We start from the raw sequence: 22,032 nt of genomic DNA, 5'->3' as shown, positions 1-22,032 counted from the left end.
TGTTACAAGTTAATCTTTACGCCCAATGAGAAATTACGTCCTTGGGCCAACAAACCGCGATCAATACCTCTGGACAACACGCTGTTGTCTGCACTGAACTCCGGATCTGCTCCCAAATACTTCGTGAACGTAAGCAGGTTATTGGCAGCTCCCCACACCGTAATACCTTGCAAATAAGTTGTATGGATAGGAAAGTAATAGCTCAACGTGACATTCTTCAGACGAAGGTAGGAACCATCCTCAATCCAACGGTCGGAGAAGCGGCTGTTGCCCGGTGTGTCCAAATAATAGGTACGGGGAATATCTGTTTCCTGTCCTTCATGTGTCCAACGGGACAACATGGCGGTAGTCTGGTTGTGGAAACGTGACCCGCTCTCCAATAAACGGCGTTGATAGTTATACACGTCGTTACCCAAAGAATAATTAAAGACAACGTCCAATGAAAGGTTCTTCCAACGCACGTTAGTGAAAATATTCCCGTAAAGGTCGGGATTGGGATCACCGATAACCTGCATGTCTTTTTCATTAATTATATGGTTACCATCCCCGTCAACGAACTTCATGTCTCCTGCCCTGAAATAGGTCTTCGCCCCAGTTTCGTCAATCTGGTATAAAGCTGCGGCATCAGCCTCTTCCGTTGTGGAAAAAACCCCGTCTGTCTTGTAACCATAGAACACGCCGGCAGCCGTACCTACCTGTGAAAGCACATTGCCTCCGTAAAGTTCCGTAATAAACGAACCATTCGGCAAGGAAGTCAGCTCGTTCTTATAATGTCCTGCACTGGCTCCCAAACTCCACTTCCAGTCTTTCAAATCGATGACCCTGGCAGACAGGCTCACGTCGAAACCTTGGTTCTTCATCTCACCGCTGTTCTTCCAATTGGTCTTCAAACCGCTGACATACGACAACGCGCTCAAGCTAAGCAAATTGGATGTCTTTCCATAAAAATAATTGAAGTTCACGCCCAAACGGTTGTCCAAAAGGGACAAATCCAAACCTGCCGTCCAACGTGCCGTAGTCTCCCATTGCAATTGCGTGTTACCGATATTGGCCATAGACAAGCCTGTCGACGTATTCCACATCTTCTGTCCCACAAAATACGTACGCGATGCCTGGCTTTCAAGGTCGTCGTTACCCACAAGGTCGAAACCCACATTCAGCCGCAAATAATTCAGGGCACGTGTACGGGGCATCCACGACTCATTGGTCAACACCCATGCAGCCTGCACTGACGGGAAGAATCCCCAAGCATAATTGCCGATCTTCACCCCGTCGGCAGCATCCACTCCGAACTTGGAGCTACCGGCCATACTGAGCGCTGCCGAAACATAGTAACGCTCACGCCAGTTGTAATCGGCCGAAAGGTAATAAGTCATGTCCACCACTTCTTCTTCCGTACCGTCCGTAGATTTGTAGAGCAAGTTATTCGACATGTTAGGGGTCTTGTCGTTTCCACTATTGTACCCCACTTGGGAATTCAGTTGGTAACTCGTACGCTGATAGCGCAAGCCTCCACGCAAGCCAAGCCAATGTGCCTTGAAACGGCGGGCATAATCGAAATAAGAGTCACTCATGATGACCGTTTCGCGTGCGGCCAAAGCAGAAGCACGGTTCTGCAAGGCTTCACCCACACCTTCCACATCAAAGTCCGGAACACCGTTCATCGGCAAATAGGCATTCTCGTCCGTATTCACCAATTGGAATGCGAAATGCTCTGAAATGCTCCAATAGCGGTTGATATTCCATTTCGGAGTCACGGCTAATGTGATAAGACGGTTACCGAAATAATTTTTGTTGTCACCGTCTCCGTTTTCCAGAATAAACAGAGGGTTGGCCAACGAGTTCAAATAAGGCTTGGTCACCAACACATCTGAAAGGTAATCATCAGCATCGGCCAAATAAGAAGAAATGTTCCCATTCGTGTCAAACGCATACGGACTGAGGAAAGGCGACTTGATCAGGCTCAGGAACCCCGGTGAAGAAATCACGCCGTCATCCAATGTGGCCGGTGCCCCGTCATCACGCATGTCGCGCGTCACATCGCTATAAGCTGCATCGAAACGTACTGTGAGGTTTTTCGCCAACACGATGTCAGAGTTCAGACGCAGATTGAAACGCGAAAAAGAATTGTTCTTCAGCGTGGCATCAGCCGCAGCATACCCTACCGACAGATTATAGTTGGCCACGTCATCCCCACCCTGCACGTTGATGCTATAGTTCTGGGTGAAGGCTTCCTCGTACACATGTTTCTGCCAGTCCGTATTGTTATGGTACACATCATAGTAGTAATAATTCGGATTCGTCTGCAAAAACTTGAAACTGTTATTGGTCGTACCCGTCGTTCCAATCAGTTCGGAAGCGTAGATACGATACTGTTCCCCATCCATCATATCCATCGACTTGGGCAATAATTCATAGCTTCCACCGATAGAAACATCGATTTTCGTGGCCATGCTCTTATTACGCTTAGTTTCGATGAGAATCACCCCATTCGCACCTTTCGCACCATAAATAGCCGTCCCGTTCTTCAAAACACTGATTTTCTCAATATCCTCCACCATGATATTCGCAAGGAGGTTGTTGAAGAAACCGTCATGGACGGAAGGAGCCGAAAGCCTCATATCAGTGATGACCCCGTCAATGACAACCAACGGCTGCGCGTTCGTATTGAGCGAGTTCAAGCCGTTCATGAACATGGCCACGCCCATGCCTGGCACACCACTACGCGTAATGGAATGTATATCAGCTCCCAACTTGTTCTGAATCTGACCGTCAATGCTGATTTCATTCGTGTTATAATCCACAGCCACCGTCCTTTCACTCGTAGCTGCCCCAGAAGCCGTATAGACCGGATTGAAAGTATCGCTGAAAATATAGGCATCCACCGGACCTTTCCCTTTGCCGAGCGGCACTTGAAGGGAGTTGTAACCGTCTCCGCGCATCCACAAGGAAGTAACATATTCCGGAACCCGGATTACATAATCCCCCTTCTCGTCGGTCATAGCCGCATAACGTGCGTCATTGAAAGCAGAGACGCTGATACCGGCTGTCGGCTGCTTTGTGGCATTATCATAGACACGTCCTTTAATTTCGCGCATCGGAACTTCCGGCAACATGGGTTTTACCATCTTTGCAGAATCCCGTACCGTAGCCTGGGCAGATTCCTGATCCACCTCTTGAGCCACCGCCGGAGCTGCCACGGCGGCCATCAGGCAAAATGTTGATAAAATATGTTTCATGGCACTATTCTTCTTCTCTATTGGGTTTGAAATATAAACAATCAAGATACATCTCGCGGTTATACCGTCCGGACTCCATACGGCTGATACTGCATTCCAACGTCAAGTGGACTTTGGCATCGGATTGGCCATAACTGCATACCGGAATAGTGAACGTACCTATTTTCACCGTGTCTACCCGATAAGGGTCGTTCTGCACTTCGTCTTCAAAATCGTAAGTCTGTTCCACGCCGTCTACCGTCTCGTAACCAATGGAAGCCTTAAATTTACATGGACGGAAATTACGGTCACTGGCATTATACACTGTACGAGGCAACACAACCGCACAAACATCATACGTACCGGACAACACAGAGGGTATTTGGAACTCCATAGTCCAATTGGATGAATTCGTACGGGGCGAAATCACCAAATAGCCATCGGAAATACTGTCGGCTACCGAGCTTCGTGACGCATAAGTACAATCTTCGTAATCTGTCATCATGCTCTCATACTCGGCTTCGGTCTTTACCGGGTAGAAATATATGTCTTCTGGCTTGAACGGCCATTCGTACAAATTATAAATAGCTCCATTGCTACAAGCCATCGTGTCTCGCACGAAATCGGAAGAAAAGATTCCACCGGCAGCCAACGGCTTGTAATACACATGGCGACGCTCCTCGTCATATTTGCTATATGCAATCGAATACACGGAATCTGCCATGTGGGAACAACCAATATCCCGGTTGTACACCAAATCACGAATAAGCGCCTGATGGGCATACAAACGCTGCAAAGAATCCGCCTGGTTCACGCTGCCGTAATTGAAATAAGACATTGCCTCATTATAAACCTCATCCCACACCCGAGTTTCAGGAACCAACATAATAAAACTACTGTCTTCCTCATTTATGCGGTCGAACTTGCTAAACAATATGTTAGTCGTAACCATCACTGAATCGGAATAGACGATGTTTCCATCCACAATTCCGCTCTGAATACTGGAGTTCTCATCCAATTCCAATTTTTCATAACCTTTGAAAAAGGAACCGATTCCGGAATACTCCGACAAGGTAGTCAAAGCTTCATATACATTATACAAATAAGGCAATTCCCCGGAAAGCACGTGCAGGACCCCGTTCTTTGCTGCTTCATTAGCCCTCCCGGACTCATACGTCACACCTTGGAAAGAACCGGGAATGGCATCAAGATACTTATTATTGAGCATAAGAACTGATTTCTCATCCGTACTGTTGGTTACGAAATGCGCAATATGATTCTGCACAAAATGCTGCCCGCACATAGAATCACCCGACACAGTCTGACACTCCGCCAACAAAGAGTCCACATTAAATTGCCCGTCTTTGGGAGCCCAAACAGTAAAAGTCTGGTCGCTGGCCAACAAATCTGCGTACGTCACTTTTGTGGGTTTATTATTGCTAAACACATGCGTGGCACGGAGCACCTTGAGGAAGTCACCCAAATCACCCTGTTCCTCCATCACCTGAAGAAGGGACTTGTCAGACACAGGACGGCCTTCATTACCATAATGTTCGTCCCACGTATCGGTACAAGCCACAGCCGACAAGGCCATTGCCACTACCGCAAACATCTTTATTTTATTATTTGTTTTCATATACCTATTTTTATATTTTCCCTATATCACCTCAAATCAATGGGTATCCTCGGCTTCTACCCCGGCATAGATGCTCTTCGGCACAATCTCGAAATAATTGATAGGCAACTCGGCCTGTGGGTTATCCACAACCAATTTAATCCGTACGTAATAATCCTTTTCCGGACTCATATTCTCCGTGGTCAAGATCTTACGCAATTTCATCGGTTGTGCTCGCAGGATATTGGCTCCGCCTTGCGCCCAAGAATCCATATCCTTCATATAACCACGATTGTGCATAGCCTTGTCGATGGCACGGTTTCCTTCTTCGTCACCCGGAGTATCAGCCACCCAACCAATCAAGGGGTCTGTAGGCCAAAGCGTAAAGTCGATAGGCAACCCCATGGGCAACAAACCATCCGGGTCCGTACCGAAATAAACTTGCACCTTTCCGCGCATATCTCCCCAACCATAGCCGAAACGTACCTCGTAAGTCCCTTCTTTAGGTACAGGAAGCAACTTGAACGTCACGTCGAATTGTCCCACCATATCGATACAATCCGCATAAGTCACCATCCAGACATCACGCTTACGTAAAGTCATGGTCGGGGTCTTGCCATGAAAATCCCATCCTTCAACAACTTTAAATCCCGTGGCACGTTCCGTATTTCCACGCGCACCGCAGTTCATGAATTCCGGAGATAGCGTGGCAGCCATGACACGAATACGGTCGTTAAAGACGACATCGCGAGTTTCCTGATTATAGTCCAAGACCTGATCAATGTAATGATAGATGCCATTCAAGGCCTGTTGGTCCACGTCACCGATTTCTGAAGGAGAAAGTACTTTAGTACCCCGAACCGTATAACGTGCCCCCACTCCTTTACGGTTGATGAAAAGTCCATCGGACGGCGTACTCATCTTCATGATAGTTCCCTGCAACATTGTGGTATACCAGTCTGTACAATCAATCAAATCCGTCTTGGCACATGTATTTTTAATGTCACCCGACACGGTCCAATCATTATAAGCCCCGTAATATGGCAACAAATGATAAGAAATGAAACGGTTCAAGGGATTCTTACGGTTCGTCCAATCGTCATCATACAATCCTGCATCCTTAGGAAACATCTGATCATATACCTGCTTGGCGTGTGCTTTCAAATCATCCAAATCGTGTATGCCGTTGGCTGCATAGACTTCATCAGTCTCCACAAAAGCCGTGTAACGTTTCATCCGCGTACCCACATAACGCATAGTGTACGATGACCCTCCCGTAGAAATTATCATATCCTGATTTACGGAATCTTCTCCGCAAGAGTAAGTAGGGTCGATATACTGCCTCAACGAATCACATAAACCTGTCAACCGGAGTGCTTCATTGAAAATGGAAATAGTGGAATCTTCCGCCAACAAATCCGGCAACAGGAACGACTGGGGCACAATCACACGGTCAAGCGTATGTACCACACCGTTTTCCACAGAATCGTCCCGTACAATCAAACGTGCACTCTTGTTGATGTAATAAATCACATTATTGTTGTTCAAGGCATCGGAGTCACAAGAAAACGTCAGATAGCGTTCATTCATGTTTGCCGTGGGGATATTCCCATCTATCAAGTCCGTAGTGAAGTAGGCCTGGTCAATAATATGGTTCCATGACAAGGTATCGCACTGTTCCTTTGTAAGTTGGTCCACACTTTGAATCCCCAATTCATGAAGATATTGCTCCACGGCCTTATTATTCGGAGCCAAACAAGTATAGCTCCCGTAGGCTGCCATCATGCCATACATACCGGAACGTTGGAGAATGGCTATGAAGTCGCTGAATTCACCGGAACGGTTCTGAAGATAGTCAGTCACCATTTCTCCTGTAAACGTATAATAGTTCTCTGCCAAAGGTTCGTCCGAACAAGACACTGTGAAAGCAGGCATGACCAAAACCGCCATCACGAACCGCATTAATATTTTATCTATTTTTTTCATATCTATTATTCAGTTGTGGTTATATTTTCATTCTCATAGGCCGGATTCTGTACCAGATAAGGATTGGCCTTCAACTCATCTTCGTGATAGGGGAAATAAAGGGCATCGGGAGTAGAGAGGCGGATACGGAGCGCAGCCGTATTCTCGCTGAACTTCTGCATAACCTTATCTAACATGCGGGTGTTGGAGCCTTCACGACGGCAAAGGCGTACCAAATCAAACCAACGCTTGCCTTCAAACATCAATTCACGTTGACGCTCCTCCAACACAAGATTTTCCATACTCAAGCGTGAGGTGCCATAATCCTCAAAAACCAACGTATCAGTAGTCGCGATGCGTTTATTATTGGCCCGCTTCCAAACAGCTGACACACAAGAGAAAGCAGACCGGTAACGAGCCTCCTGCTCCGATGTCAGCGAAGAACCATCTCCCACATTTCCGGCAAGTTGCACCTCCGCTTCCGCCTTCATCAGCATCACATCCGTAAGCCTATACACAATCCAATTGCCCACATTGTTCGAACGAAGATATTCACTCACCGTAGGAGCCGAACCCGTAGTCGTATTGGTCCTAAATTCAACGCCTGCAGTGACATACTTGCGGATACTTACCGTAGATTCTCCCGACATGTTCTCATATACCCTGCAATCAGTCCGCTTGAAATAAGAATTTGAACCATCCGCCACTTGAGCATTCAAATACGGGCATGCTGCAAGTTGTCCCACATTCGTACTATTGTATGCCCCATAAAACTCTTTCGTCAAGAGATTCTCGCGCGTCTCCGAATCCACAAAGTTTAATTCAAAGATACTCTCAAAGGAATTTCCCTCCCCGAATATCTCCGTGAATGCCGTACCCGCATAAGACGAACCATAAGGAGCTTCTGAAATCAAAGGAAATTCACCGTATAGCTCTACATTTTCAATGAAAGAAGAAGATTCCTGGAGCATATCGTCATACTGCTCTTTCTTGTAATCAATAATCAAATCACAATAGTCTATGCAACGTTGGTAATCCCCCTGCCACAGATACATGTCTGCCAACATGGCATATATGGCATAACGGGTAATACGGTTCATATTGTCATTACTATATTCGCCATAAGTCCGTATCGCATCATTCTTCACGGCTTCCAAGTCAGCAATAATATGAGCCAAAACCTCATCGAAACCGGAAGCAGGAACCTGATAGTCCTGCGTATCGTCAATGGACGGTTCCGTCACGTAAGGAACGTTACGGAATGTACGAATCAAATAAAAATAACACAAACTGCGTATAGCTGTAGCTTCTGCAATATTCGCTTTCAATTCAGCCTCCGTATAATTAGGATCCTTTGCTTGCACCTGAGGCGCATAATGAATCACCGTATTACAGCGGTTGATACACTGGTAGAAGGATTCCCATTTCGCAAAACCATTCGTTTCCAACAAGTTTTCTTCCGCAATCCGGATAATGTCTTGTGGAGCACCTGCCCCCGTAGTCAAATTATCAGAACGCATCTCACCCCATACCAACATCCGCTTCAAGCAATCGCCCGATTCCAACTGCGCATAACAAGAATTCACCACACTGGCCACATCGGCCTCTTCTGTCCAATAGTTCTCCAATACGACGTCATTGAGCGGGATAATACTTAAAAAATCATCACAAGCCGTCAACGAAGATGCCAATAAAGCCGCAGAGAACAATCTTGTCACTTGTTTGTTTATATAGAATTTCATAACGTAAACATTTTAAATATTAGAAACCTATCTGCACACGTGCCGTAAACTGCCGCGAACGCGGTGTCTTGGCTCCATCCGTGGCCACACTCATCCCACCATATCCGACTTCCGGGTCTGCCCCCGAGTAATTTGTCAGACAGAACAAATTGCTAGCATTCAAATTGATACTCAATGAGTTCACGCCAATCCGCCTCAACAATTTGGGATTCAGAGAATATCCCAAAGAGAGATAATTCAGACGCATGAAGGAAGCATCCTCCACGAAACGATCGCTACCCAAATAATTAAATCCCTTGTTATACAAAGCACGGGGAATTTCCGCAACCTGCCCCTCCGTACGCCAACGCCAATTCACAGAAGCGGCCTGATTGTTGTTATTATACATGGACTCTGCATTCATCCTGGCTTCATTAATCACTTTGTTCCCCGCACGGAAGTTAAATTGCGCATTGAGCGACCAACGACCATAAGAAAGCTTCAGTCCCCAACCACCGGTAATCTTAGGCAAAGAAGAACCCAAGTAAACGATATCCAACTCATTGATATTACCATCATGGTTAATATCCTCGTAAATGGCATCTCCGCCCTGGAACTCATACAATTCTGTATTCGTCGTCTTATCATAACCGAATACCATCGGAATGGTGAACCCAGCCTTGTCACGAATCACATTACCGTTCTCATCCCGAGCTACCGGAGCATTCGGACCACTTACACCCGGAACTTCCACCTCCGAATAATCGGAATACTGATATACACCCTTATAACGGAAACCGTATATGGCTCCAAATGGATTATTGAGCTGGATTCGGGTCAGATAAGAACCATTTTTATTATCGAAGTCTTTATTAAGATTGGACAATGCCGTAGGCTCCATCTCCACGATTTCGTTTTTGTTATTGGCGAACGTCACGTTGAAACCCAATCTGAACTTACCGACCTTGACCACATCCGTCCCATTGACATTGAACTCCCAACCGTTATTACGCATTTTTCCTACATTAGTCCAAGAAAGCGATGAAAATCCGGACGATGACGGAAGCTTCACATCACGCATCAAAAGTTTGGATGTCATTTGGGTATAGATATTAAAATCTGCCGTAATCATATTGTTGAACAAACCGAGGTCGAAGCCCACGTTCCATGTCTCTTTCTCTTCCCACTGCAAATTACTCAACCGTATATTGCTCGGATAAATAGAATTGGCTCCGTTGTAGGAATCCGTACCCGTATACTTCGAGAAAAAAAGATATTCATCCGTAGGTTGGCTACCCACACGCCCCCATCCCGGGCGAAGCGAAAGCATGGACAGCCATTTTTGCGTGCCTTTCATCCACGGCTCATCTACCACATTCCAACGGAAAGACAGAGCCGGGAAAGTTCCCCAACGCTTGTTATCACCGAACTTTGTCGTACCGTCCCGACGAATAGAAAAGTCTGCAATATAACGGCCCTTAAACGCATAATGGGCTGAAAACGTCATATAAATACTTCGCCATTGACCTGCCGACGTAGACATATCGGATATCAAGCCGTCTGCCGTAGGCGACTGGATGCTTCCTGTCGGAAGGTTATACACAGAATTAGACTGCTTCTTGGAATCACCATCCGTCAGTTGGAACTGTGCCATCGCCATGAAAGAATGGTCGGTATTCATAATGTGCGGAATAAACGTCAAGCGATGTGTCGTCGTGATAGCCCGCCCCTTATATGCCTCTGATGAAGCCTTGTTGTTATTCTTGTCCGTCCATCCGGCTGTTACCAAACTGGAAGGATAGAACTTGTCAGTATACCTGTTCTCAATATTGAACAACACTTTGCCTTCATACTTCAACTGTGTTTTGGTCTCATCCAAGCCCAAAAGGTTATAATGCAATTGGAACTCGGGCTGCATCTTATACAATGTCTCATCATTCGTGGCCTCGTATGCCAAAGCCACCGGATTCACCAAACTGTATTGATCTTTATCCTGACGGAATGTGGAAGATGCCGTCGGCAACATGTGATAGTAATTTGAAGTATTGTTACCATAAGCATCCTGCTCATAAATAGACATATTCGGCATTTTACGGTAAGCAATATTCAACAAATCATCATAGTTCTTCTGATTATCCTGATACGTCAGGTTAAAGTTCGTCACAATCTTGATGCGGTCGCTCACAAAATAATCCAAGGCCACACGCGTCGTAAAACGGTCAAGCTTCTGGGCAATGACCGTACCTGTCTGGTGGTCGTAACCGGCAGAGATACGGAATACAGCTTTCTCACCACCTCCAGAGAGTGTCACATAATGTTTCTGCAACCAACCCACTTGAGTCACAGCGTCCACCCAGTCCGTATTGTTGTTGTAATTCTCATATTCCGCAAACGACGGATCATAATTGAATTCCGGTATGTTGGACGAAGCATCACTTAATGCAGGATTATAATACGCTTCTTTCATCAACATAGTATACTGGTCACCATTCAGCATGCGCATGCCTTTGGGTTGGTAAGTCATCGTAGCCGCATAGGAATAAGTCACTTTCGTCTTCCCCCTTGCCCCACGCTTTGTCTTAATTTCAATCACACCATTTGCTCCCTGCGAACCATAAATGGCCGTACCTGCGGCATCTTTCAACACCGTAATACTGGCGATGTCGTCCGGATTGACATTCAACAGCTCAGAATACTGCTCCTCTGTGGCCGAAGCGAAATCAAAACCGGACAAGTAATCGCTTTCAAACACATTACCGTCTACGACCACCAAAGGTTGGGTATTACCGTTGATAGAACTGACTCCACGCAAACGCATGGTCGTACCGGCACCCAAGTCACCGGAATTGAACACGATATCCAAACCAGCCACACGACCTTGCAAAGCCTCGTCGATGCTCGTCAGGCTCAATCCTTCAAATTCTTTAGCATCAATAGTTTGATGAGCCACCGACACTTCGCGTTCCGGTATGGCCAAACCACTGGATTGTATTACACGTTTCTGTTTCACAACCACTTCTTTTAATTGCAGGTTGCTCTTCAACTTTATATTGTAACGTGTCCCTTTAATAGGGATAAGTTGTGTGGCATAGCCTACGTACGAAATCTTCAGACGGTGCTTCGGATCCACAATGCGGAAAGAAAAGTTTCCATTGATGTCCGTTACACCATGAGCCACGATACGGTTTGCCTCGTCTACTTCGACCACATTCACCATCATCAATGGCTCAATATCGTCAGAGACAGTACCACTAATCATCGTCCCGGGTGCTTGCGCAAAACCCATCAAAGGCAAAGCGACAAACGCACCTAACATAATATGTCGATATAGGGTTTTCATTCATTTATAGTATTATTTGGTTTGACATTTTATTCCATATTCCCCGTTTCAGCATCCTTTTCCCACATTAACGGTCCATCTATTTGATGCACCACAGCGTAAGAAGTCGTATAAATCTCCGAAGCTGAGGCCACGTCTGCAGTATTATACTGGTATTCACGTGCCATCAAGTTGTAAAGGCCGCCATTTTTCAACACGTTGCGCTTGTTCCCTGCCGCATCCTTTACTGTCAGATGACTGTCATCACCCTCCACTGTCAAACGACAATAAGAAATGGTGTTATCCGCCCCATTGATTTCATAAGCTGAGGTTTCATAGTCAGCTTCGGCAATCTTTCCCTGACCGATATACAACGAATTGTCCTGAATGTGGTATTTAAGGAATTTTTCAATTCGCTCTGTCATCTTCTCTTTTTCATCCTCGTCCTGTTCAGCTTCCACCTCATCCCAAGTCGGCAACTTTCCTTCATCGTGTAAAGCTTGTATGGACTCGTTAGTCGGTACATATACCGTATAATGGAACGTATTAAATAATGTAATACTCGGACTTGGACAAGCATAAGACGGTGCATCTGCACCACTTCCTGTCGAAATAACATTTGACATGATAGAGGAACCTTCCAACAATTCGTAAAATTTCGAAAACTCATCATGTTCTTTCAGTAAATCGGGAACAGATTTCTGGGCGGTCTGTATAAGCGAGCCCTCCAATATATAAGCCTTACCGTTTTCCTCCTTATAAATTTGTGCAACAGGCAACTTTTCACCATGTTCCACCTGCCATCCTCCGGCAACGGTCATATTAGGCTTTCCTGCATTTTCTACAAAAATCGTACCTCCGTCTTTTGTTCTATAATACTTTTCCCCGCTTTCCACATTACCAACCACAATATGTGTTTCCAAAATATCCGTCAAACGGTCACGTATCTGAGTCGTCGAAGCTTCACCTATCGAATCAAGCCTTGTCCCAGACTCCACGTCATAGTTAAAGATAAAAGCCCGTACTTTCTCTGCTTCCGTCTGGGCCTTCTCATCATAATGAAACTCATAGACCTGAGTCTGATTCTTGCCAAAAGAACATGGATCGACATAAGTCAGCAGTCCTTGATTCGTCGGAATGAAGAAGCTATAAGTAGAATTTTGCGAATTCAGATATACATCATAATCATACTGTTCAATAGCCCAATTGATGATATTCATAGTTTCATTGACTAAGGCCGGAAACGACACGGATATATAGGCTACCGGACTAAACACTTTATTCGTCAAATAAACAGCCCCGTTACAAGCGAAGAACACGCTATCCACATCTTCCTTTTTAATCTTCAGTTCATCATTCGCATCATTCAACACTGTGCTGAATTTACTGGGAACAGAATTGGAAAAAGAATTAAGCATGTTTACGTTCAATAGCTTCGAAAGCACCTTGTCTGGCACATTTTCCCAAGTCCCATACCTATCTTTCAATACTTTTCCGGCACCATTCTCCCAATAATCCGTAAGTGCGGCGTCGGTTGGCACAAGCATGACAGCCATGTCTTGTTGCAAAAGGACATCCGTAGAGACACTGGCATTCAACTCGGAATAATATTCATTCCAACCCGGGTCGAATTTCAGCATCGCCTCCACCGGTTCTTCCTTCTGTGTCAAATTCAAAGGTTGTCCTTTTTGTGAACGCTCTGAAAAATAACGTTTCTGAAAAACGGAATCATAACTGGTGCCATACAAACGGTTATACTCCTGCGTCAACGATTCATCATAATAAGGTGCTGAAAAACGATCCAACATCTTTGAAAATTGTTGTGCGCGTGGCATCCCCGCAATGACATTAGCCAAATTAGGAAGCGGGGTCATCACATCTCCCATCTTATGTACAAAGCCATTAGAACAACGAATGTTTTGCTCTACCATCATCACTCCATTCACATTGGCATCACCCGGCTTACGCTCCGTGGCGTAATTAAAGAGGAAATTACAATCGTCATTGGAAATACGACGGTTCTGCAAATAAGCCTCAATGAAATGGATCATAGGCGCCGTGGTCATATCTGCCAAACAAGGGATAGTCTTACCTGAATTTTTGTAATATGCCCAATACTTTGTATCCGGCATATCAATCGGCCGAAGTACGGGAACAGTGTCGTATGCCGATGCCGAAGTCAAACGGCGCATACAGTCTCCCTCTGTCGGGCCTGTGGAACTGGACAAATAAGCTACCTGGCAAGCATTGTTAATCATTGAGCCATAAAGCAACTGCTTCTTTTGCGCCATGGACAACTCCTCGTAACTTCTCACGCCCCATTTTCCACTATTATAGAAACGTGCGTAGGCATCATCATCAGCCACGAAGAGAGTTTTGCTACCCGTACGGGCAAGAACCTCAGTATAACCAAGGTCGTCAATCATTCTCACTACATTGGTGTAATTCCCATTCGACTTCAAATAGTCGTAAATACTACTGCCTAGCCACGCCGGATCTTCATCTATCAAATCGTAGCCATCATTGCAGGAGTAGACACAACCCAAGGCACAGCATGCCAAGCTAGCCCAAAAAGGAGCGAATCTTCTTCTGTTTTTCCTTGCACTCATATTAGATTATTTTATTAGTGTTATTACTTCATTTAAAAATAAATCGAAACTCTCGTTATCGGGTGCTAAATTACAGCATAAAACTGAAAGTCATTTTCGCTCATGTATCATATTCCTTTTATTTTGTTACATACCTACAAAAAAAGCGAAAAAGCCCGTTGGATAGGTCTTTCCCGCTTTTGTAACTCAAAAAAGCATTAATGCCCTCATGTTACATTCTCTATGTTCTTTGTAACATTTCCTATGAATTATGGTAATTTATCCATATCAGCTGCCGTATAATTGTCCAAATGTAACCTGAATTCCATCAATTCCTCCAAATCATGTACCGGAGGAGGACAATCGGCCGGAATCGACCGACGGGAATACTGTTGGAAATAAAGCAGGCAAGCATCCCGCCACCATTCCGCATCAAGTGCTTGCCGCTCGAATCGCATCTGTATGGCTTCGTAACGCTCCGTGTCGACATACGGTTGAACTTTCTGCCACAAATCCACAAACTCCCGGGCATCTTCGACTCCGCTGTTATAAATGTAACAGAGGTTATCCCACAAAGTCAAACCGTTCCGCATCACATACTCCCAAGGCACGTGATGAAACCATAAAAGATATTCTTCCGGACATGTTTCCAAATCTCCGTAAAGCGTAGCCAACGGTTCATGGTATTGCAAAACGGCCTTCGACCCCCGTACCGTGCGATCGAAACCAACTCCTACCGTATCGGCCCGGTGGTAATACTTCGGCAACCAATCCGGGCGTGTATCAGGAGGAGCACACCATGGCTCAGGTCCGTAATGATGCCCGAAAGCAAATATATGGTGCAACCCCAACGGCATCATATAGCTAACCGCCGTATCCCATGAACGTAAAAGCAACTGGCGCACCGGTTCGATGAAATGTTCATCAGTTGAGAAAGTCTGCTTCAGAAACTCTTCGGCAATCTGTTCCGCCGACAGTTCGGTATTCCAACACAAACGACCGAAAGCATACCAATTAGCCTGTGCCATGTCGTTTCCGGTCCAATTGACCACATCCCCGATGTTGGCCACTCCCGCCACGGCCGACCGGGAATGAATGCCGACCCGATGCTGTGTGACATCTGCTACAGTTCCTCCCCCAACCCGATAAGTTTCGGCATCCAAACAATCTTTCCACATCGTTGCCAAAAATACCGTATGAATGGACTGTCCCAAATACTCCTGGGTTATTTGGAACTCCGGCATAACCTGTGTGTGTTGCATGGCACCGAACAAGGGGCTGAAAGGTTCACGGGGTTGAAAGTCTATCGGCCCGTTTTTCACCTGTACAATCACGTTATCACGGAATTGCCCATCGAAAGGCATAAACTCCTCGTATGCCTGGCATGCCCGGTCGGGACTTTCCGCCTGATAGACAAATGCCCGCCACATCACCAATCCCCCATAGGGAGCGAGCACGTCGGCCAACATATTGGCCCCATCGGCATGCGTCCGCCCGTAATCTTGTGGGCCGGGTTCCCCTTCACTGTTCGCCTTGACCAAAAAACCGCCGAAATCGGGAATCAGACGGTAGATTTCTTTAGCCTTCTTCTTCCACCACCGTTGTACATCCTCGTCCAACGGGTCGGCCGTAGACAGTTCCCCAAGGGCTTTCGGGGAAGCAAAGTTCACCGACAAATAAGTCCTTATGCCATACGGGCGCAGCACTTCGGCAATAACCGCTACTTTACGAAGCATTCCGGTGGAAAGCATCTGAGGTTTGGCGTTCACATTATTGAGCACCACGGCGTTAATGCCGACAGAAGCATTGGCACGAGCATATTCCTCGTACAATGGGGAAACCGTTTCGGGCAGCTCGTCCCACTTCCATACCGAACGTCCTGCGTAACCTCTCTCTACCGTCCCATCGGGATTGTCCCAATGGTTCAGGATGCGAATGTCGTAAGAAGGTCTTTCTGTCACAGCCACACCATCCGACAGTAAATCTCCGGCCTGCTGTCTACGCAACAAATCATAGGCGGCATAAAGCACGCCGTTGTCGGATGCCGAAGAAAGCTCCACGTCCAGACCTTTCCTGCAAATCGTAAAACCATCCCTCATAACCCCATCCTTAGAGACACGAAGAAGCACACGCCCCTCCCCTTTCCAAAAGTCTTTCAATTCACGAGACGCAATATCCAAAGTTGCCGTCCGTTCCGTACTTTCCGACAGACAGACATCAGCCGGTAGCGCATTTCGCTCCATGCGGAGCCATAGCCGATGGCCATCCTCTGCATGGAGCGAAAGCACGAAAAACAAGCCTATAATCCACAACCAGTTTTTCATCCTGCCCAAACCGTTAATCATCCATTCCTTCTATCATCTCGATTTTTCCATCTGCGTCATAACGCAATTCACAGACTTTCAGGCTACGCAACCACGTACGCCCTCCCGACGGCATAGAATCATGATGGAACAAATACCACTTTCCTTTGTACTCCACGATACAGTGATGGGTAGTCCATCCTACAACCGGAGTAAGAATTACCCCCTGGTAAACAAACGGACCGTATGGGTTATCACCGATGGCATAACACAAAAGATGCGTATCTCCTGTGGAATAAGAGAAATAGTACTTCCCGTTGTATTTATGCATCCATGAAGCTTCGAAGAAACGGCGGTCATGGTCGCCTGCTTTCAGAGGTTTTCCGTCCTCATCCAAAATGACCACGGGACGCGGCTCTTCGGCAAACTGTTTCATGTCTTCCGCCAGACGTGCCACACGGGAAGGTATGGCCGGTTCACCATCAGCCGGAAACTCCGCACATTCCAAAGCACTATTATCCTTATAACGCTGAAGCTGACCGCCCATCAGTCCCCCAAAATAAACATACACCTGACCGTCATCATCCTTGAATACGGCCGGATCTATGGAATAACTTCCCCTGATGGGATCCGGCTCCGGTACAAAGGGCCCGTAAGGCGTGTCGCTGACAGCCACTCCCAAACGGAAGATATCCGTATGGTCTTTGGCAGGGAAATAAAGATAATACTTCCCATCCTTTTCGCAACAGTCGCAATCCCACATTTGACGCTTCACCCAAGGTACGTCCGTCTTGTCAAGAACCATACCATAGTCTGTCACATCTCCTTCCATCACATCTTCCAACGAGAATACATGATAGTCGCGCATGTCGAAATGCGCCCCCCAATCGTCCTCGGGTATGCCACTTTCCCAATCGTGGGAGGGGTAAATATACACTTTGCCTTCAAACACATGTACCGACGGGTCTGCCATATAATCGCCCGGTATCAAATATCTTTTCTTCATGATACAAATATTTAATGAATGGTTACACCTTATTATATTATATACAATCTACTTGTTCCTAAAATCACCTCATCAATCATACTTCCCCGACTGTGCCATCTCAATAATGGTACGCACAAAGGGTTTGGGCTTCATGTCACGACCGAAAGCCAAAGGATAATCCGTACGGCCATGCACTGGAAAATTATTCTTCCAAGAATCCCCGTCAGTCACTCCCCAGAACGTTACTCTTCCGATGTCCTTGCTGTGGCGTAAATATATATCGAAAAGCTTTATATAAAAATCATCCAATTCTTTCGCTTTCTCCGCAGGCAACCCATCAGTATAAGGATCCATTTCTCTCTTATAATCAAAATTTGTCTCAATAGCGGCACCATAGTTCCCTTTCGGCCAAGGCAATACACTAAGGTCCAATTCTGTCACCAAGACCTTGACCCCGGCATTGATAAAAGCCTCCATGCTTTTTTCATATTCACCAAGAGAGGTGTTAAATGCCACATGTGACTGCATCCCCACTGCATCTATACGGCAACCATGAGCTTTCAAGTCTTTGACCATACGTACCACAGCCTCTCGTTTACGAGGTGAATCCATCCCATAATCATTGTAATAAAGCTCCACATCAGGATCTGCCTCATGGGCAAACTGGAAAGCCAAACGGATAAAGTCCGGCCCGATAATCTTGTAGAAAGGCGACTTACGTAGTTCACCGTTGCCTTCAACGGCCTCGTTGACCACATCCCAACCTTTGACACGTCCTTTGTAATGCCTCACTACCTTATATATATGGTCTTTCATCCGCTGTACAAGAACCTCACGACTCACAGTCTTACCGTCTTTGTCCTTGAAAAACCACCGAGGGGCTTGAGAATGCCATATCAAGCAGTGGCCAGTAACCACCTGCCCATTTTTTTCCGCCAAATCGCACAAACGATCCCCGTCCTTAAAGTTAAAGACACCTTCTTGCGGCTGCAGCACTTCGGCTTTCATGCAGTTTTCTGCCACCACAGCACTGAAATTATCCTTAATCAAAGCCTGCAAAGCCTTATCACGGCTCACCACCTGCCGCGTATTCAAGACTGTTCCGATAAGAAACTTGTCTGCAAAAGCTTCTCGCATGGTAGTAGCTTTCTGACTAAAAACCCCAATGGTCGCCATTACCGCTGCCAGTAAAAAAACACTTCGTTTCATAATAGACCTATTTAAAAAATTAATAAAACGTCATTTACCATCATTCGTCCTTCTCCGTGCCAATTCAGCCTGCATCTTTTCGTTCAGCGTCTTGGATATAGGGTAGAGGAAAAGAGCCACCACTCCCACACCGAAACACAAACCGGGCACTATACTTGAGGCCATCCGGATACCGAACAACGAGTCTGCCGATTGGGAGGCAGCAGCATCGTTTACATAACCAAATACAGAGAGAATCAAACCGGCCACGGCTCCTCCCACGCCCAACCCGGCTTTTAATGCGAACACCACCCCGGAAAAACAAAGCCCTGTGGCCCTTCGATGGCTCACATATTCCATGTGGTCGGCCACATCGGCAATCATGGCCCAAAGCAATGGTACCGTAGGCGCATACGCCAAACTCTTTAAAATACCCAAGGTAAAAATCAGCCCCACATCATCCTTGTCCGGAAGCATGAAAGCCGCCGTAAACAAGGCCGTCAGTCCTAAACATACAATAAACGTAGACTTCTTGCCGTAACGGTTCGCCAGGAACTCGGAAAGCGTAATCACTCCTATCAACTGCACGAGTGCACCGGCCATATTGAATACGGAAAGCCCGATGGAATAAGACTCTGCTGAGGGAATGCTACCGTCTGCCCCCCGAGTAGCCAACAAGCTGAAAGAATCCAAAATCTGCATCCCTGCTCCCAACGCGGCACCTTCTTCTTTCACCAATCCAAGCCTGTCAAGAAAAGCCCCCAACGCCTGCGGGTCAACATAATGTTGGAAATAATAGCACATGGCAGATCCCCACATGGCCAAAGTGATGAACACGAACAACGTCAGAATAAACATGGAGCGCCATGACACATCGGCAAACAATCCCTTAATGTCATTCTTGACATCCATTTTCTGGGATGCAGGTGGAGCAATACGTTCCTTAGCCGAAAAACCGGCCACGACCAGAAAGATAAATCCCACCACCGCAAAAATCGTAATGGTAGAAAGCCATCCTTGTGCATCGTCCGCCCCCGAGCCACGACCGAATTTATGTACCAAAGGAAGCGTAAGCCCTTGCACCACAAACTGTGCTACGGTGGCAGCTACGAAACGAATAGAAGTAATGCTCGTACGCTCCTTCATATCCCCCGTCATCACACCACCCAACGAACTATAAGGCGTATTATTAAAAGAATAGAGAGACATGAGCAACACATACGAAATACCGGCATACACGGCGACCAAGGTCTTATTTTCAATCCCCGGATTGTAGAAAGCCAACACATAAAAGACCATGAACGGGAGAGCGGTCCAAATGACCCAAGGCCGGAACTTCCCCCACTTCGTTTGTGTCTTGTCCGACAAGATGCCGGCAGCCGGATCGACAAAGGCATCCACTATCCGCGCAATCAGAAGCACGGTACCAGCTATCGCCCCTTCAAGTCCGAACACGTCGGTGTAGAACTTCAACTGATAAATCATCATCATCTGAAAAACAAGATTGGCTGCGGCATCTCCCAACGAATAACCAATCTTCTCGCCTATCGGCACTTTCCCTAAAATTTTATCCATAATGTTCCTTTATTATATTTTAAATAGTTTTTCATCACTTCACCACGCTGCAAAGTAACAAATTTTACCCGAGATTCATTTTCGGTTATGTAATCTATACTTTTTAAAATGAAACATTATCGGGAAAAAACTGCAAAAAACAGGCTTTTTTTGCGTTTTTGGAAGAAACATTCAAGAAAACAGTGACGGCCCCTCCGGATACGAGGCCTACTTCGTTTTTGTCGAAACCTTAAAAATTACCGTCACCTTCGTATACTGTCCTTGGCACGAATCAACGGAAATCCGGCCACCGTATACCTTCAGAATCCGCATCGACAAGCTCAGTCCGATACCCTGTCCATGGTATTCACGAACATTACCGGCACGATAAAACGAATTAAAAATATATCTGATGTCATCTTCCGGTATACCGATACCATGGTCCAGAACTTCCACCTTCACCTCGTCCTCCATACGTGCCATCCGAACCTCCACATCCTCCTGGGAATATTTGCAAGCATTATCTATAATGTTCCGGAAAGCCACTCGAAGGAGATGAGAATCGGCCCGCAGTTCGCTCCCAGCACCTATTCCCGTAACATCAAACCGAACCCGTCCATACTGCCGGCACAAGTCCTGCAACAAAACAGCCAATTCAACCCTCTCTGCCCCCCGGCACAGAATATCCTCGTCATGCCGCGAAAGAAACAGCAAATGTTTTATCAGCATACTGATACGTCGGCTTTCATCCGCGATGCGCTGCAAAGCCTCTTCGTATTCCTTAGTCGAACGTCGTTTCAGCAAACAGATTTCACATTCGCCCTGAATTGCCGTCAACGGATTGTTCAATTCATGCGAAGCATTGCTGATAAAAGCCTTCTCGGCCTGAAAAGCCGCGTCCAGGTGATCCAACATCTCATTCAACGCACGAATGAGTTCATCCCATTCATCTTTATTCCCGAAGGTCTCTAACCGGACATCCAGATTGTTGATACGTATGCGCTTCAAATCCTTCAGTAAATGCTGCAAAGGAAGGAGAATCCGGTTGGCATACAGCTTCCCGATGAGGAAGACCAAGCCGCAACTCACCGCCAACAAGAGAAACGCCAACATCAATATATGTTTCTGTATGTCCTGCCCATAATGGTTGGAAGCCATCACCAGAACGACAAAGTTTCCTTCATTGTCCGGATAATAAAGAGCCGCGCCCCGCAAATGCCCATAAACGAACGTAACCGGTTCATTTTTGAAAAGCCGAGCCTGTTGGTGGCGGTCGAGGTACTTCGCCAAGGTGTCTGCCACGGCCGTCACACTGTCGGCATTCAGCAAGATTTCATAAGCCTGGGGCAAGAGTTCGTCATACTTCTGCTGTATTTCCCGGTAACGGGATTCGTCCACCTCATCCTTTTCCCAATACTTTTGAGCCGTCAGATAAGCCTTTTCCGAAAGATACGAATCATACACCTTATTTATATATCTCAATGTAAAGAAATAGAACACCAATACAATCAGCGCAATGGCACCGACGGTTATTACGGTATAAAACAAAGCTATCTTCGACCCGATCTTCATC

Annotated in this window: 11 protein-coding genes; all 11 read right to left on the bottom strand. The window is 46.3% G+C overall.

Annotated features, from left to right (window positions below; genetic code table 11):
* Window positions 1–2 precede the first annotated feature (2 nt).
* Window positions 3–3,239, bottom strand: a complete 3,237-nt coding sequence (locus E0E47_RS01395) for a SusC/RagA family TonB-linked outer membrane protein (protein WP_232038287.1) — start codon at window positions 3,237–3,239, stop codon at window positions 3–5.
* 4 nt (window positions 3,240–3,243) lie between these two features.
* The gene (locus E0E47_RS01390; protein WP_130892666.1) at window positions 3,244–4,854 is read right to left on the bottom strand and encodes a hypothetical protein; all 1,611 of its coding nucleotides are present in this window, start codon (window positions 4,852–4,854) and stop codon (window positions 3,244–3,246) included.
* A 36-nt stretch (window positions 4,855–4,890) separates the two neighbouring features.
* Window positions 4,891–6,819 carry a fasciclin domain-containing protein gene (locus E0E47_RS01385; protein ID WP_130892665.1) on the bottom strand — a complete coding sequence of 643 codons (1,929 nt, stop codon included), beginning with the start codon at window positions 6,817–6,819 and terminating at the stop codon, window positions 4,891–4,893.
* Between the two features lie 5 nt (window positions 6,820–6,824).
* On the bottom strand, window positions 6,825–8,540 hold the full coding sequence (locus E0E47_RS01380) for a RagB/SusD family nutrient uptake outer membrane protein (protein ID WP_130892664.1): 1,716 nt from the start codon (window positions 8,538–8,540) through the stop codon (window positions 6,825–6,827).
* 19 nt (window positions 8,541–8,559) lie between these two features.
* Window positions 8,560–11,859: a SusC/RagA family TonB-linked outer membrane protein gene (locus E0E47_RS01375; protein WP_130892663.1), complete on the bottom strand. Its 3,300-nt coding sequence runs from the start codon at window positions 11,857–11,859 to the stop codon at window positions 8,560–8,562.
* A 29-nt stretch (window positions 11,860–11,888) separates the two neighbouring features.
* Complete coding sequence (locus tag E0E47_RS01370; RefSeq protein WP_232038286.1) at window positions 11,889–14,447, bottom strand: fasciclin domain-containing protein; 2,559 nt, start codon at window positions 14,445–14,447, stop codon at window positions 11,889–11,891.
* 248 nt (window positions 14,448–14,695) lie between these two features.
* On the bottom strand, window positions 14,696–16,750 hold the full coding sequence (locus E0E47_RS01365) for an alpha-glucuronidase (protein WP_172604625.1): 2,055 nt from the start codon (window positions 16,748–16,750) through the stop codon (window positions 14,696–14,698).
* 13 nt (window positions 16,751–16,763) lie between these two features.
* Window positions 16,764–17,735: a glycoside hydrolase family 43 protein gene (locus E0E47_RS01360; RefSeq protein ID WP_008626255.1), complete on the bottom strand. Its 972-nt coding sequence runs from the start codon at window positions 17,733–17,735 to the stop codon at window positions 16,764–16,766.
* A gap of 72 nt (window positions 17,736–17,807) precedes the next feature.
* Window positions 17,808–18,926 (bottom strand): endo-1,4-beta-xylanase, encoded by a 1,119-nt coding sequence (locus E0E47_RS01355; RefSeq protein ID WP_130892661.1) that lies wholly within the window; start codon window positions 18,924–18,926, stop codon window positions 17,808–17,810.
* 30 nt (window positions 18,927–18,956) lie between these two features.
* Window positions 18,957–20,480, bottom strand: coding sequence for an MFS transporter (locus tag E0E47_RS01350; protein WP_130892660.1), 1,524 nt, complete (start codon window positions 20,478–20,480; stop codon window positions 18,957–18,959).
* A gap of 207 nt (window positions 20,481–20,687) precedes the next feature.
* Entirely contained in the window at window positions 20,688–22,031 is a 1,344-nt protein-coding gene (locus E0E47_RS01345) for a sensor histidine kinase (RefSeq protein WP_130892659.1), read from the bottom strand.
* Between the last annotated feature and the right edge of the window lies 1 nt (window position 22,032).

The organism is Paraprevotella xylaniphila YIT 11841, from assembly GCF_900683745.1.
Lineage (GTDB): Bacteria > Bacteroidota > Bacteroidia > Bacteroidales > Bacteroidaceae > Paraprevotella > Paraprevotella xylaniphila.
This window is presented reverse-complemented; position numbering and strand designations above follow the sequence as displayed.

Coding starts and splice junctions, on each gene's coding strand:
- E0E47_RS01375 (WP_130892663.1), bottom strand. CDS start 11,859: ATGAAAACCCTATATCGACATATTATGTTAGGTGCGTTTGTCGCTTTG.
- E0E47_RS01345 (WP_130892659.1), bottom strand. CDS start 22,031: ATGAAGATCGGGTCGAAGATAGCTTTGTTTTATACCGTAATAACCGTC.
- E0E47_RS01370 (WP_232038286.1), bottom strand. CDS start 14,447: ATGAGTGCAAGGAAAAACAGAAGAAGATTCGCTCCTTTTTGGGCTAGC.
- E0E47_RS01365 (WP_172604625.1), bottom strand. CDS start 16,750: ATGAAAAACTGGTTGTGGATTATAGGCTTGTTTTTCGTGCTTTCGCTC.
- E0E47_RS01360 (WP_008626255.1), bottom strand. CDS start 17,735: ATGAAGAAAAGATATTTGATACCGGGCGATTATATGGCAGACCCGTCG.
- E0E47_RS01395 (WP_232038287.1), bottom strand. CDS start 3,239: ATGAAACATATTTTATCAACATTTTGCCTGATGGCCGCCGTGGCAGCT.
- E0E47_RS01390 (WP_130892666.1), bottom strand. CDS start 4,854: ATGAAAACAAATAATAAAATAAAGATGTTTGCGGTAGTGGCAATGGCC.
- E0E47_RS01355 (WP_130892661.1), bottom strand. CDS start 18,926: ATGAAACGAAGTGTTTTTTTACTGGCAGCGGTAATGGCGACCATTGGG.
- E0E47_RS01350 (WP_130892660.1), bottom strand. CDS start 20,480: ATGGATAAAATTTTAGGGAAAGTGCCGATAGGCGAGAAGATTGGTTAT.
- E0E47_RS01385 (WP_130892665.1), bottom strand. CDS start 6,819: ATGAAAAAAATAGATAAAATATTAATGCGGTTCGTGATGGCGGTTTTG.
- E0E47_RS01380 (WP_130892664.1), bottom strand. CDS start 8,540: ATGAAATTCTATATAAACAAACAAGTGACAAGATTGTTCTCTGCGGCT.